The organism is Streptomyces sp. Je 1-369 (assembly GCF_026810505.1).
In the GTDB taxonomy this organism is placed as follows: Bacteria; Actinomycetota; Actinomycetes; order Streptomycetales; family Streptomycetaceae; genus Streptomyces.
Map to the genome: position 1 here is coordinate 5,686,498 of NZ_CP101750.1, position 13,566 is coordinate 5,700,063.

The 13,566-nt window shown below is 70.6% G+C and carries 12 protein-coding genes; 10 read left to right on the forward strand and 2 right to left on the reverse strand.

The features are described from left to right. Nucleotides 1-17: 17 nt before the first annotated feature. The gene (locus NOO62_RS26050; protein ID WP_268773278.1) at nt 18-557 is read left to right on the forward strand and encodes a GNAT family N-acetyltransferase; all 540 of its coding nucleotides are present in this window, start codon (nt 18-20) and stop codon (nt 555-557) included. A 110-nt stretch (nt 558-667) separates the two neighbouring features. On the opposite strand, the gene NOO62_RS26055 is transcribed toward NOO62_RS26050, so the two are convergent. Continuing rightward, nucleotides 668-1,201 (reverse strand): GNAT family N-acetyltransferase, encoded by a 534-nt coding sequence (locus NOO62_RS26055; RefSeq protein WP_268773279.1) that lies wholly within the window; start codon nt 1,199-1,201, stop codon nt 668-670. 393 nt (nt 1,202-1,594) lie between these two features. Here NOO62_RS26055 and NOO62_RS26060 point away from each other — a divergent pair, with 393 nt between their 5' ends. From NOO62_RS26060 to NOO62_RS26080, 5 genes are read left to right on the forward strand one after another with little or no spacing between them, the layout of a single operon-like run. Continuing rightward, nucleotides 1,595-3,226: a peptide ABC transporter substrate-binding protein gene (locus tag NOO62_RS26060; protein WP_268773280.1), complete on the forward strand. Its 1,632-nt coding sequence runs from the start codon at nt 1,595-1,597 to the stop codon at nt 3,224-3,226. Nucleotides 3,227-3,244: 18 nt separating this feature from the next. Continuing rightward, a complete protein-coding gene (locus tag NOO62_RS26065) occupies nt 3,245-4,168 on the forward strand; it encodes an ABC transporter permease (RefSeq protein ID WP_268773281.1) in 924 nt (307 codons plus the stop codon). Next, nucleotides 4,161-5,135, forward strand: coding sequence for an ABC transporter permease (locus NOO62_RS26070; RefSeq protein WP_268773282.1), 975 nt, complete (start codon nt 4,161-4,163; stop codon nt 5,133-5,135). The genes NOO62_RS26065 and NOO62_RS26070 overlap by 8 nt, the downstream gene beginning before the upstream one ends. Nucleotides 5,136-5,141: 6 nt before the next feature. Further along, complete coding sequence (locus NOO62_RS26075) at nt 5,142-6,188, forward strand: ABC transporter ATP-binding protein (protein ID WP_268773283.1); 1,047 nt, start codon at nt 5,142-5,144, stop codon at nt 6,186-6,188. Beyond that, a complete protein-coding gene (locus NOO62_RS26080) occupies nt 6,175-7,236 on the forward strand; it encodes an ABC transporter ATP-binding protein (protein WP_268773284.1) in 1,062 nt (353 codons plus the stop codon). Before NOO62_RS26075 ends, NOO62_RS26080 begins: the two co-directional genes overlap by 14 nt. 19 nt (nt 7,237-7,255) lie before the next feature. On the opposite strand, the gene NOO62_RS26085 is transcribed toward NOO62_RS26080, so the two are convergent. Further along, a complete protein-coding gene (locus NOO62_RS26085; RefSeq protein WP_268773285.1) occupies nt 7,256-9,433 on the reverse strand; it encodes a prolyl oligopeptidase family serine peptidase in 2,178 nt (725 codons plus the stop codon). 147 nt (nt 9,434-9,580) lie between these two features. Between NOO62_RS26085 and NOO62_RS26090 the strand changes: the two genes are divergently transcribed. The 4 genes from NOO62_RS26090 to NOO62_RS26105 all read left to right on the forward strand — a co-directional run bounded on the left by NOO62_RS26090 (nt 9,581) and on the right by NOO62_RS26105 (nt 13,549). Further along, nucleotides 9,581-9,775 (forward strand): hypothetical protein, encoded by a 195-nt coding sequence (locus NOO62_RS26090; RefSeq protein ID WP_055569071.1) that lies wholly within the window; start codon nt 9,581-9,583, stop codon nt 9,773-9,775. A gap of 22 nt (nt 9,776-9,797) precedes the next feature. Further along, nucleotides 9,798-10,727, forward strand: a complete 930-nt coding sequence (mshB, locus tag NOO62_RS26095; RefSeq protein WP_268773286.1) for an N-acetyl-1-D-myo-inositol-2-amino-2-deoxy-alpha-D-glucopyranoside deacetylase — start codon at nt 9,798-9,800, stop codon at nt 10,725-10,727. A 125-nt stretch (nt 10,728-10,852) separates the two neighbouring features. Further along, entirely contained in the window at nt 10,853-11,233 is a 381-nt protein-coding gene (locus NOO62_RS26100) for a DUF6113 family protein (RefSeq protein ID WP_268775779.1), read from the forward strand. A 165-nt stretch (nt 11,234-11,398) separates the two neighbouring features. Continuing rightward, nucleotides 11,399-13,549, forward strand: coding sequence for a hypothetical protein (locus NOO62_RS26105; RefSeq protein WP_268773287.1), 2,151 nt, complete (start codon nt 11,399-11,401; stop codon nt 13,547-13,549). Nucleotides 13,550-13,566 lie beyond the last annotated feature (17 nt).

The window sequence follows — 13,566 nt, forward strand, 5'->3', positions numbered from 1 at the left end:
CTTCCGGAGGGGGACCGGTGACTTCCTCCCCCGCGACCCTGTCCCTGCGCCCCTGGCGCCAGGAGGACGCCGAAGCTGTCCTGACCGCCTTCGGCACACCGGAGATGACGCGCCAAGCGGACGAGCCGGTCGACTCCCCGGCCGCGGCCGCCGACTGGATCACCCGCCGCACCAGGGACCGTGACCTCGACAGGGCCTACGCCTTCGCCGTGACGGACGAGAACGGCACGCCTCTGGGTAACGTCGCGGTGGGCGCGGTCAACCGGACCCACGCCACGGGCTGGGTGTCGTACTGGACGACTCCGGCCGCGCGGGGGAGGGGCGTGGCCGCGTACGGCTGCGCGGCGCTGGCACGCTGGTGCTTCGACGAACTGGCCCTCCACCGCCTGGAACTGGCCCACCGCACCAACAACCCCGCCTCCTGCGCCGTGGCCCACGCGGCAGGCTTCGCGGTGGAGGGCCTGCAACGCCAGAAGCTGGCGTACGACGGGGTGCGGTACGACGTGGAGCTGCATGCGCGGTTGGCGTCGGACGTGGTGCCGGGAACCTACCTGTAACAACTCACCCCCGCCCGGCGTGTATCTGTCAGGAGCGGCGTCGGATCCGGCGGACCGCACCCTCGTGCCGCGTCGAGTGGGACGTCGTCGCCAGTACGGGAGTAGGTCCGTCACATCGGCAGTGACCGCAGTCGCAGCGGCCCCTCCGGCCACCGCGCCCCCTCGTGCAGCGGTGTCACCATCGTGCGCAGGGGCATGGTGATCACCCGGTCTCCGGGCTGCTCGACCCGGACCGGGGTCTCCGGAGGTATCGCCTGCCAGCCCAGGCGTTCGTACAGGGGGACCAGGGGTGGCCGGCAGAAGAGGAGGGCGTGGGGTGGGCCCAGGGTGGTGGCGTGGGCCAGCGCCGTGGCGATGACGCGGCGGGCCAGGCCGTGGCCCCGGACGTCGGGGGCGACGGCCACGCCGCCCACGCCGATGACCTCCGTGAGGTCGGAGCCGTCGACCGTGACGGGGAGGCGGCGGAGCCCGGCGTGGGCAATCAGGCGGCCGTCGTGGCGTATGCCGAAGTGGTCTTCCTTGGGGAGCCAGGCAAGGCCTGTCTCCGCGACGCCGAACGGGTCCTCGCCGGTGCCGAGGATCTCCTGCTGGTCGGCCTTCGTGTACCGGGCCAGGCGGAAGCCGGCCGTGTCGGGTGTGTTCATCCCCGCATGATGGGGCACGAGTCGGTCCGCGTGGTGCGGCGGGCCCGGAACCGGCTGGCTACAGGGACTTGCGGGGCGCGGGGGTCGCCAACTCGGCGGGTAATTCCGGGTAGTGGCACGCCGTCAGGTGGGGCGGGCGTTGCCGTCGATGCGGATCAGTGCGGGGTCATCAGTGCGGGGTCCTCCGATGCGTGATGGACAAGGTGCGCCAGGGCCGGGCGAGCGCGGCATTGAGTCAGTCGGATATGAGTCCGGTATGCGGGCGGAAGCGTCTCGGAATGCGTACATCCGGATGGGCTCCGACTCATACGGGTGGGATAAATGTGCGGTTCATTCCTCTTGCGGCGATATTTGGCGGTAAGTATTCGCGACAGCTGAGGACAGGAGAACTCCATGCGTGGAGCCACGCACGCCAAGTGGGCCGCATGTGCCGTGACCGTCGCTCTCGCGGCGACGGCCTGCGGCGGCGGGGGAAGCGGTGGCGGCGGTGGCGACGGCTCCGGCATCGTGAGCTCCTCCTGGGGCGACCCCCAGAACCCGCTGGAACCCGCGAACACCAACGAGGTGCAGGGCGGCAAGATCCTCGACATGGTCTTCCGCGGCCTCAAGCGGTACGACCCGAAGACCGGCGAGGCCAAGGACATGATCGCCGAGTCCATCGATGCCAAGGACGCCCAGAACTTCACCGTCAAGATCAAGGACAACTGGAAGTTCAGCAACGGCGAGAAGATCACCGCCAAGTCGTTCGTGGACGCCTGGAACTACGGCGCGAACCTCAAGAACAACCAGAAGAACGCGTACTTCTTCGGCTACATCGAGGGCTACGACAAGGTCCACCCCGAGAAGGGCGACCCCGGCGCCCAGACCCTCTCCGGACTCAAGGTCGTCGACGACAGGACCTTCACGGTCAAGCTCAGCCAGAAGTTCTCCACATGGCCCGACACCCTCGGCTACCCGGCCTTCGCGCCGCTGCCCAAGGCGTTCTACGACGACCACGAGGCCTGGCTCTCCAAGCCCGTCGGCAACGGCCCGTACACCGTGGACTCGTACACCAAGGGCTCCAAGATGTCCCTGCGCAAGTGGGACGGCTACCCCGGCGACGACAAGGCGCAGAACGGCGGTGTGGACATGAAGGTCTACACCGACAACAACACCGCCTACACCGACCTGATGGCAGGCAACCTCGACCTCGTCGACGACGTCCCCGCCGCACAGCTCAAGAACGCCAAGAACGACCTCGGCGACCGCTACATCAACACCCCCGCCGGCATCATCCAGACCCTCGCCTTCCCGTTCTACGACAGCAAGTGGAACAAGCCCGGCACGGAGAAGGTCCGACAGGGCCTGTCCATGGCGATCAACCGCGAGCAGATCACCGAGACGATCTTCCAGAAGACGCGCACGCCCGCCTCCGACTGGACCTCACCGGTCCTCGGCGAGAAGGGCGGCTACAAGGGAGGGCTCTGCGGCGACGCCTGCACCTACGACGCCGCGAAGGCCAAGAAGCTCGTCGAGGAGGGCGGCGGCATCCCCGGCGGCACCCTCAAGGTGACCTACAACGCGGACACCGGCTCCCACAAGGAGTGGGTCGACGCCGTCTGCAACTCCATCAACAAGGCGCTCGGCGAGGACAAGGCCTGCGTCGCCAACCCCGTCGGCACCTTCGCGGACTTCCGCAGCAAGGCCTCCAAGCAGGAACTCGACGGCGCCTGGCGCGCGGGCTGGCAGATGGACTACCCGCTGATCCAGAACTTCCTGGAGCCGGTCTACTTCACCGACGCCCCGTCGAACGACGGCAAGTACACCGACGCCGAGTTCGACAGGCTCGTCAACGAGGCCAACGGTGAGACGGACACCAACAAGGCCATCGGCAAGTTCCAGGACGCCGAGAAGATCCTCGCCAAGGACATGCCCGCCATCCCGCTCTGGTACCAGAACGGCAGCGCCGGCTACTCGGACAAGGTCTCCGACGTCTCCCTGAACCAGTTCAGCGTGCCGGTCTACAACGAGATCAAGGTCAACTGAGACGCCGGGAGCCGCCCCATGGGACGTTATGTGATCCGGCGTCTGCTGCAGATGATCCCGGTCTTCATCGGCGCCACGCTGCTGATCTTCCTGATGGTGAACGTGATGGGCGACCCCGTCGCGGGCCTCTGTGGCGACCGCAAGTGCGACCCCGCCACGGCCACCCAGCTGAAGAAGGAGTTCGGCCTCGATAAGCCGGTGTGGCAGCAGTACCTGACGTACATGGGCAACGTCTTCACCGGCGACTTCGGCACCGCGTTCAACGGCCAGAAGGTCACCGAGCTGATGTCGGCGGCCTTCCCCGTCACCATCCGCCTCACCGTCGTCGCGATCGTCTTCGAGATCGTCATCGGCATCTCGCTGGGCGTCCTGACCGGCCTGCGGCGCGGGCGCCCCATCGACACCGTGGTGCTGCTCCTCACCCTCGTCGTCATCTCCATCCCCACCTTCGTCACCGGGCTCGTCCTGCAACTGCTGCTCGGCGTGGAGTGGGGCGTCATCAAACCCTCCGTATCCAGCGAGGCGCCCTTCGACGAACTGCTGATCCCGGGACTCGTGCTCGCCTCCGTCTCCCTCGCCTACGTCACCCGCCTGACCCGCACCTCCATCGCGGAGAACCGGCGCGCCGACTACGTCCGCACCGCCGTCGCCAAGGGCCTCCCGCGCCGCCGCGTCATCACCCGGCACCTGCTGCGCAACTCCCTCATCCCCGTCGTCACCTTCATCGGCACCGACGTGGGCGCGCTGATGGGCGGCGCGATCGTCACCGAGCGGATCTTCAACATCCACGGCGTCGGCTTCCAGCTCTACCAGGGGATCCTCCGCCAGAGCACCCAGACCGTCGTCGGCTTCGTGACCGTCCTCGTCCTGGTCTTCCTGGTGGCCAACCTCATCGTCGACCTCCTGTACGCCGTACTCGACCCGAGGATCCGCTATGCCTGAACCGCAGGAGCCGGAGCGCGCGATCGCCGCTACGGGCATGGGCGGGGCGATGGACCTCGCCACCAGCGAGGCGACCTCCCTGGAGAAGACGCCGGGCGGACCCGGGGGCGGGCCGGCGGCCCCCGCACGCAGCCTCTGGTCCGACGCCTGGCGGGACCTGCGGCGCAACCCCGTCTTCATCATCTCGGGCCTCATCATCCTGTTCCTCGTCGTCATCTCCCTGTGGCCCTCCCTCATCGCCTCCCGCAACCCGCTCGACTGCGACCTCTCCAACGCGCAGAAGAGCTCGGCCCCCGGGCACCCCTTCGGCTTCAACGAGCAGGGCTGCGACGTCTACACCCGGGTCGTGTACGGCACCCGCGTCTCCGTCACCGTCGGCGTGTGCGCCACCCTCGGCGTCGCGCTCATCGGCAGTGTCCTCGGCGGGCTCGCCGGGTTCTTCGGCGGGGCGTGGGACGCGGTCCTCTCCCGCATCACCGACATCTTCTTCGCCATCCCCGTCGTCCTCGGCGGCCTGGTCCTCCTGTCGGTGGTCACCAGCTCCACCGTCTGGCCGGTGATCGGCTTCATGGTGCTGCTCGGCTGGCCGCAGATCTCCCGCATCGCCCGAGGCTCCGTCATCACCGCCAAACAGAACGACTACGTCCAGGCGGCGCGCGCCCTCGGCGCCTCCAACTCGCGGATGCTGCTCCGCCACATCACCCCGAACGCCGTCGCCCCCGTCATCGTCGTGGCGACCATCGCGCTCGGCACGTACATCGCCCTGGAGGCCACGCTCTCCTACCTCGGCGTCGGTCTGAAGCCGCCGACCGTCAGCTGGGGCATCGACATCTCGGCCGCCTCCCAGTACATCCGCAACGCCCCGCACATGCTGCTCTGGCCCGCAGGAGCCCTCGCGATCACCGTCCTCGCGTTCATCATGCTCGGCGACGCGGTGCGCGACGCCCTCGACCCGAAGCTGAGGTAGGCGCCCATGGCAACCGTGGCATCCGAGGCAGCTCCGTCCGGCGCGCCCGCGGCGTCCAAGCTGCTCGAAGTGCGGGACCTGCACGTCGAGTTCCGCACCAGGGACGGCATCGCCAGAGCCGTCAACGGAGTCGACTACAGCGTCGACGCGGGCGAAACCCTCGCCGTCCTCGGCGAGTCGGGCTCCGGCAAGTCCGTCACCGCCCAGGCCGTCATGGGCATCCTCGACACCCCGCCCGGGAAGATCACCTCCGGGGAGATCCTCTTCCGGGGGCGGGACCTGCTGAAGCTCAGGGAGGACGAGCGGCGCAAGGTCCGCGGCGCCGGGATGGCGATGATCTTCCAGGACGCGCTGTCGTCCCTGAACCCGGTGCTCAGCGTCGGCGAACAGCTCGGCGAGATGTACGTCGTCCACAAGGGCATGTCCAGGAAGGACGCCAAGGCCAAGGCCGTCGAGCTGATGGACCGGGTCCGCATCCCGGCCGCCAGGGAGCGCGTCGGGCAGTACCCGCACCAGTTCAGCGGCGGCATGCGCCAGCGCATCATGATCGCCATGGCGATGGCGCTCGAACCCTCGCTGATCATCGCCGACGAACCCACCACCGCCCTCGACGTCACCGTCCAGGCCCAGGTCATGGACCTCCTCGCCGAGCTCCAGCGCGAGATGAACATGGGCCTGATCCTCATCACCCACGACCTCGGCGTCGTCGCGGACGTCGCCGACACCATCGCCGTCATGTACGCGGGCCGCATCGTCGAACGCGCCCCCGTCCACGAGATCTACCGGGCACCCGCCCACCCCTACACCCGCGGTCTCCTCGAATCCATCCCGCGCCTGGACCAGAAGGGCCAGGAGCTGTACGCGATCAAGGGCCTGCCCCCGAACCTCATGAACATCCCGCCCGGCTGCGCCTTCCACCCCCGCTGCCCCATGGCCCAGGACATCTGCCGCACCGACGAACCGCCGCTCGCCCGGGTGACGTACGAGGGACTGACCGCCGACCGCAGGAGCGCCTGCCACTTCTGGAAGGAGACGCTCGATGCGACACGTTGAGCCCGCCGACGTCGGCACGCCCGCCGGACGCGAGCCGATCCTCCAGGTCCGCGGCCTCGTCAAGCACTACCCACTGACCCAGGGCATCGTCTTCCGCAAGCAGGTCGGCGCGGTCAAGGCCGTGGACGGCGTCGACTTCGACCTCGGACACGGCGAGACCCTCGGCATCGTCGGGGAGTCCGGCTGCGGCAAGTCGACGGTCGCGAAGATGCTGGTCAACCTGGAACGGCCGACGGCGGGCGAGATCCGCTACAAGGGCGAGGACATCACCAAGCTCTCCGGCCGCGCCCTCAAGGCGGTGCGCCGCAACATCCAGATGGTGTTCCAGGACCCGTACACCTCGCTGAACCCCCGCATGACGGTCGGCGACATCATCGGAGAGCCGTACGAGATCCACTCCGAGGTCGCCCCGAAGGGCTCGCGCCGCCGGAAGGTGCAGGAGCTGCTCGACGTGGTCGGGCTCAACCCCGAGTACATCAACCGCTACCCGCACCAGTTCTCCGGCGGCCAGCGCCAGCGCATCGGCATCGCGCGCGGCCTGGCGCTGCGGCCCGAGGTGATCGTCGCCGACGAGCCGGTCTCCGCCCTCGACGTCTCCGTCCAGGCGCAGGTCATCAACCTCCTGGACAAGCTCCAGAACGAGTTCGACCTCAGCTACGTCTTCATCGCCCACGACCTGTCGATCGTGCGGCACATCTCCGACCGGGTCGGTGTGATGTACCTCGGACGGATCGTCGAGATCGGCACGGACGCCGAGATCTACGAACACCCCACGCACCCCTACACCCAGGCGCTGCTCTCCGCCGTGCCCGTTCCCGACCCCGAGGCGCGCGAGCACCGCGAGCGGATCATCCTCTCCGGAGACGTGCCCTCGCCCGCCAACCCGCCCTCCGGCTGCCGCTTCCGCACCCGCTGCTGGAAGGCGCGGGAGCGGTGCGCCCTTGAGGTGCCGCTGCTGGCCGTACCGGCGGAGTTCCGGCTCGACGACAGCCCCGCCGCGCACGACTCGGCCTGCCACTTCGCCGAGGAGAAGCAGGTCGTGCCGTAACGGGCGGGGCCCGGGACGCCTACTCCCTGGGCAGTCCGAGGGAGCGCTTCAGGAAGTCCACCTGGAGCAGGAGCAGATTCTCCGCGACCTGCTCCTGCGGGGTCATGTGCGTGACCCCGGAGAGCGGCAGGACCTCGTGCGGGCGGCCCGCGGCGAGCAGCGCGGAGGACAGCCGCAGGGAGTGCGCCACCACCACGTTGTCGTCGGCCAGGCCGTGCACGATGAGCATCGGGCGGTGCGGCTCGGCCGCCTCCACGAGACCGTCGTCGCAGATCAGGGAGTTGTACCGGTACGTCTCCGGGGTCCGGTTCGGATCACCCAGGTACCGCTCCTCGTAGTGGGTGTCGTAGAGCCGCAGGTCCGTGACCGGGGCGCCGACCACCGCCGCGTGGAACACGTCGGGGCGGCGCAGCGCGGCCATGCCGGCGAGGTAGCCGCCGTAGGACCAGCCGCGGATCGCCACCCGGTTCAGGTCGAACGGGAACCGCTCGGCGAGCGCGTGCAGGGCGTCGACCTGGTCCTCAAGGGTGAGGGTCTTGTCGTTCTTGATCGACTTCTCCCAGCCGGGGGAGCGGCCGGGGGTGCCGCGGCCGTCCGCGACGAGCACCGCGAAGCCCTGGTCGGCGAACCACTGCGAGGTCAGGAAGATGTTGTGCGCACGCTGCACGCGCTGGCCGTGCGGGCCGCCGTACGGATCTAGCAGTACCGGAAGAGGGCCGTCCGTCTCCTTGTAATCCGTGGGGAGCAGGACGGCGCACGGGATCTTCCGCGTGCCCCCCTCGGTGAGCGTCACGCGCGGAGTGAGCCCCGGGCGCTGGGCGTGTGAGGCGATGACCGCCACCTGCTTGCCCTCACGCAACACCTGCACCTGCGCGCCGGGGCGGTCGAGCGTGGCGGACACCAGGACCGTGAGGCCGCCCGCACGGACGGCCGAGTGGACGCCCGGCTCCTGCGAGACGCGCTCCACCCCCAGCTCGTTGACCCGGTACACATGGATCTCACCGGTCTCCGGGTCGGCCGCCGCCGCGCCCGCGGACGCCGAGAGGAGGATGTCCTCCTCGGTGACGTCGAGCACCGCACGCACGTGCAACTGGGCTCCGGTCAGCGGCCGTTCCCCCCACGCCAGGACGCGCGCGCCGCCCTCGTCCGCGATCCGCACCAGCTTCCCGCTGGGCGACCAGCACGGCACACCAGGGAAAAGTTCAAGCCATTCCGGATCCTCTTCCGCGTGCACCATCCGCGTGGCACCGCTGTCCGGATCCACCGCCAGATACAGCTGGCTCCCCTGGTCGCGGGATTGCACCAACAGCAGCGGCGCGCCATCCGCCGACCAGTGCACACGCGCCAGATACGGGAAGCGGGCGCGGTCCCAGACCACCTCGGTCCGCGACCCGTCAAGGCCGAGCACCCACAGGCCGACCTCCGCGTTGGGCGTGCCCGCGGCCGGGTACGCGACCTGCTCCGGCGCCCGGTCCGGGTGCGCGGGATCCGCGATCCACCACCGCTGCACCGGGGCGTCGTCCACCCGCGCGACGAGCAGCCGACGCGAGTCCGGCGACCACCAGAAGCCCCGTGAACGGTGCATCTCCTCCGCCGCGATGAACTCGGCGAGCCCGTACGTGACCGTGGCCTCCTGGCCCGTCTCCGGCTCCGCGAGGGCCCGGTCGCCCTCCCCGTCGGCGCCCGTCACGCGCAGGGCGCCCCGCGCCACGTAGGCCACATGGCGCCCGTCCGGCGAGGGACGCGGGTCGATCACCGGTCCCGGCACCGGCAGTTCGCGCGCCGTGCCCGCGCGCAGCTCCGCCGTGAACAGGCGGCCCGACAGGGCGAACGCGGCCAGTTCCACGGCGGCGTCCGTCGCGTAGCCCACGATGCCCGCACCGCCCTCACGGCTGCGCTCGCGCCGTGCGCGCTCCGCCGCGGACAACTTCTCGGCGGCGCCGCCGAGAAGCACGTGCGGATCGGCGGCGACCCGCTCGGCGCCGCCGTCCGACACGTCAAGGACCCACAACCTATTCGCCCGGTCGGTGCCGTCGGTGGAGCGCAGGAAAACAACGCGTGAACCATCCGGCGCCACCGTGAACGCACGGGGAGCGCCGAGGGTGAAGCGCTGGGTGCGGGCGTGCTGACGCGGGAAGGAGAGCCGCTGCGCCTGGCTCTCGTCGGGCCTGGGAATTCCGGGGTTCTCGGTGGTCATCCCCTGAGCCTATGGCTCATGCGCCCCCCTGTGCTGCCGTGCTCCGACTCATGCGTCCGCACGGATAGTTATGATCCGTAGCGCTTGGTGGGTATGAACCTGCTGACGTCCGCACTGGGGTACGACAACGAGTTGGAGGTGACCGCCGTGGCACTCTCGATTTCGGCGGTGGTGCTGCTGGCGATCATCGTCTTCCTGTTGGTCAAGAAGTCAGGACTGAAGGCGGGGCACGCGGTCGTCTGCACGCTGCTCGGCTTCTACCTGGCGAGCTCGTCCGTCGCCCCGACCATCAACGAGCTGACGACGAACGTGGCGGGCATGATCGGGGACATCAAGTTCTGACGCGGGCTCGTAGGGTGGTCCCATGACGGAACTGCCCGCCCGGCGCCTGCTGCTCGTGCACGCGCACCCCGACGACGAGTCGATCACCACCGGCGCGACCATGGCCAAGTACGCGGCCGAGGGTGCCCAGGTCACCCTGGTGACCTGCACCCTGGGCGAGGAGGGCGAGATCATCCCGGCCGGGCTCGCCCACCTCGCCGCCGACCGGGACGACTCCCTCGGTGCCCACCGCGTCGGGGAGCTCGCGGCCGCCATGAAGGAAGTGGGCGTCACCGACCACCGCTTCCTCGGCGGCCCCGGGCGCTACCGCGACTCCGGGATGATGGGCGTCGAGCAGAACGGCCGCCCCGGCGCCTTCTGGTCGGCGGACCTCGACGAGGCCGCCGGCCACCTCGTCGCCGTGATCCGCGACGTGCGCCCCCAGGTCCTCGTGACGTACGACCCCGACGGGGGCTACGGCCACCCCGACCACATCCAGGCGCACCGCGTCGCCATGCGCGCGGCCGACCTCGCCGCCGACCCGGCCTTCCACGCCGGCCCCGGCGCGCCCCGGCCCCACACGATCGACAAGATCTACTGGAACCGCGCCCCGCGGTCCGTGGTCGAGGAGCGCTTCGACTGGATGTCCGGCGCGCTGCGGCACTCGCCGTTCGGCACGCCCGCCGCCGTCGCGGACGTGCCCGGCGTCACGGACGACGAACGGATCACCACCGAGATCGACGGCCGTCCCTACAAGGCGGCCAAGGCGGCGGCGATGGCGGCGCACGTCACCCAGATCACGGTGAGCGGGCCGCTCTTCATCCTCTCCAACGAACTCGCGCAGCCGATCTTCGATGTGGAGTACTACGAGCTGGTGCGGGGAGAAGTGTCGGCAGAGGGAACGTCCCGCGAGACGGATCTGTTCGCGGGACTCGAAAGGGTGACGGACATGACTGAGGTGACCGCGCTGTGAGTACGCGTTCCCGTGCGTCGTCGGGGGCCGGTTCCGGGGCCTCCAAGCCGCCCACGCCTCCGGGGGCGGGGTCCGGACCGAAGTCCGGCGCCGCGGCCGCCGGAGCCGGAGCCGGAGGCAACTTCCTGACGCAGCCCCTGAGACCGGGCCGGTTCGCCGCCTATGCCCTCCTCTTCGTCCTCGGCGCCGTCGTCGGCGTCGCCGGATCGCTCGTCCAAGGCGGCTTCTTCCCGGCCGGGTTGCTGCTCGCGCTCCTCGGCGCCGCCGGTCTCTTCTACGGCGGGTCGCGGGCGATCGGCACCAGGGCGGGGGCCGTTGCGCCCGCGGCCGGCTGGCTGGTCGCGGTCATGCTGCTCACCGCCACCAGACCCGAGGGCGACTTCCTCTTCGGCGCGGGGATCGGCTCGTACGGCTATCTGCTCGGCGGAATGGCCGTCGCTGTGATGTGTGCCACGCTCGGGCAGGGACCGCAACCGACCGCGCCCGCCGCCCGACTTGGCAAGTGACGTACCACTTCGCCCCGTGTCGCGCACGGGTTTGACGCCGGTCACGGGATGAGTGCCGACGGCGGCCAGTATGGTGGTGCGGCCGCCGAGCCTCCCCCAACCTCCGGCCGGGGGGACCCCGGATGAGGTCGAGACGGGCGGCGGAGTCAACCAGGAGAACCTGCCTTGAGTCGTGAAACTGACAGTTCGTCCTCCGGGCCCCAGGGGCGCGGTGGAGCCGCCTACCCCTCGGGGACGCCGCCGTACGGCTCCCCGGCGCAAGGTGCTGCCGCCGACGGCGGCAGGGACGGAGCGCGGCGGCAGGCCGCCGACGAGCGGCCCGACGAGCCCGAGACCCAGACCACGCTGACCACCCGCATCCGGATCAACATCCCCGGCTCGCGGCCCATCCCGCCGGTCGTCATGCGCACGCCCGTCGGGGACGAGGGTCCGCGCGGGGAGTCCGTGCCGCTGGACGGCGGCCGTGGCGACGGCGGGCGCGGTGGTGACGGTGGACGTGGCGACGGTGGACGTGGCGACGGTGGCTTCGGCGACGGTGCCGAGCCCGGTCCGCCCGGCGTTCCCGGTGGCTCCGGTGCCTCTGGAGTTCCCGGTGCTCCGGGTGCTCCCGGCGCTCCGGCCGCCTCCGGTTCCGGTGAGAGCGGTGCTCCCTCCGCCTCGGCCGAGGAGAAGACGAGCGACTGGTTCGCGCCGCGCAAGCCGCCGCGGAGCGAGAGCGGAAGCGGGACAGGTGGTTCCGGTACGGGTGGTCCCGGTTCCGGTTCCGGTACGGGTACCGGCTCCTTCGACGTGTCCGGCGCCGTGGCGTCGGGCCCTCTCGGCACGGGCGCCCCGCAGGGCGACCCGCACCGCGGCGACCTGCCCTACTTCAACGAGGGCCCCGGGGACTCCCGGCCCCCGTCCGGGCCTACCGGCGGCCCCGTCACGGGTGACAGCCCGCTGGTGCCCCCGAACCCGGCACAGGGCCGCCCCTCGGGACCGGGCGCGCCCGGTGGTCCCGGCGCCCCCGGTGGTCCCGCGAACTCCGGCCCCCGGCCGCCCCGTTCCGGCGCCATGAGCGACGACACCGCGATCCTCACGCCGCAGAAGTCCGGCCCGGTCTCGCCGCCGCGCGGACCCGGCGGACCCGGCGGACCGGGTGCGCCCGGTGGCCCCGGAGCCCCCGCGCCGGGCTCCAACGTCTCCGGTGAGACCCTCACCAGCGGCATCCCCGTCGTACCGCCCGTGCAGGACAACTCGCCGTTCGGGCCGGGTCCGCAGGGTGACGGGCCGGTGCCGCACACCCCGCCGAAGCTGCCCGAGCCGGTCCGCTCGGACGTGCCGCCGGCCGCGCCCGCCCCGAAGGCGAAGGCGAAGGCGAAAAAGAAGAAGGGCCGCAACAAGCTGGTCCTCCTCGTGGCCGCCGCCGTGGTCGTGGGCTGCGGCGCGTACGGCGCGGGCCTGCTGATGAACCACGCCGACGTCCCGAAGGGCACCACCGTGCTCGGCGTCGACATCGGCGGCGGCACCCGCGACGAGGCCGTCCAGAAGCTCGACGCGGCGCTCGACGAGCGCGTCACCAAGCCGCTGAAGCTGTCGGTCGACGGCGACACCGTCAGCCTCAAGCCGGACCAGGCGGGCCTGACCCTGGACAGCCAGGCCACCGTCCGCGAGGCCGCGGGCAGCGACTACAACCCCGTCTCGGTGATCGGCTCGCTCTTCGGCGGCCAGCGGGTCGTCGAGCCCGTCATGCCCGTGGACGAGGAGAAGCTGGCGGCCGCCCTGGAGCGCGCCGCGGGCGGCTCAGGTACGGCGCAGGAGGGCACGGTCAAGTTCGTGCCCGGCAAGGCCGTTCCGGTCTACGGCAAGGTCGGCAAGGGCATCGACCCGCAGGCGTCGACCAAGGCGGTCGCCGAGGCGTACGAGAAGCAGGTCGAGACGGGCAGCGCGGGCACGGTCCAGGTGCCGGTCACGACGCGCAAGCCGACGATCGCCAAGGCCGAGGTCGACAAGTTCATGACCACGTTCGCCAAGCCGGCGATGTCCGCCAACGTCACCATCAAGGCGGGCGCCAAGTCGATCCCCTTCGGCCCGGAGAGGTCGCTGCCGAAGATCCTCGAGACGAAGGCACTCAAGGACGGCACCCTCCAGGTGCACTACAACCTCGAAGAGCTCAAGAAGCTGTACGGCAACGTCTTCGACGGCGTGCTGATCCAGCGCGGCAACGGCTCCAAGACGCCGGTCCAGCCGACCGACGTGGCCCAGGCGATGGGCAAGGCGCTGACCGGCAAGACGCCCGCGGACCGCATCGGGGTCATCGAGACGAACGCGAGCTGACTTCGCCCGCGTAACCC

Excerpts from the sequence above, each read along its gene's own strand:
- NOO62_RS26075 (WP_268773283.1), top strand. The coding sequence starts at position 5,142 with ATGGCAACCGTGGCATCCGAGGCAGCTCCGTCCGGCGCGCCCGCGGCG.
- NOO62_RS26070 (WP_268773282.1), top strand. The coding sequence starts at position 4,161 with ATGCCTGAACCGCAGGAGCCGGAGCGCGCGATCGCCGCTACGGGCATG.
- mshB (WP_268773286.1), top strand. The coding sequence starts at position 9,798 with ATGACGGAACTGCCCGCCCGGCGCCTGCTGCTCGTGCACGCGCACCCC.
- NOO62_RS26065 (WP_268773281.1), top strand. The coding sequence starts at position 3,245 with ATGGGACGTTATGTGATCCGGCGTCTGCTGCAGATGATCCCGGTCTTC.
- NOO62_RS26060 (WP_268773280.1), top strand. The coding sequence starts at position 1,595 with ATGCGTGGAGCCACGCACGCCAAGTGGGCCGCATGTGCCGTGACCGTC.
- NOO62_RS26055 (WP_268773279.1), bottom strand. The coding sequence starts at position 1,201 with ATGAACACACCCGACACGGCCGGCTTCCGCCTGGCCCGGTACACGAAG.
- NOO62_RS26085 (WP_268773285.1), bottom strand. The coding sequence starts at position 9,433 with ATGACCACCGAGAACCCCGGAATTCCCAGGCCCGACGAGAGCCAGGCG.
- NOO62_RS26080 (WP_268773284.1), top strand. The coding sequence starts at position 6,175 with ATGCGACACGTTGAGCCCGCCGACGTCGGCACGCCCGCCGGACGCGAG.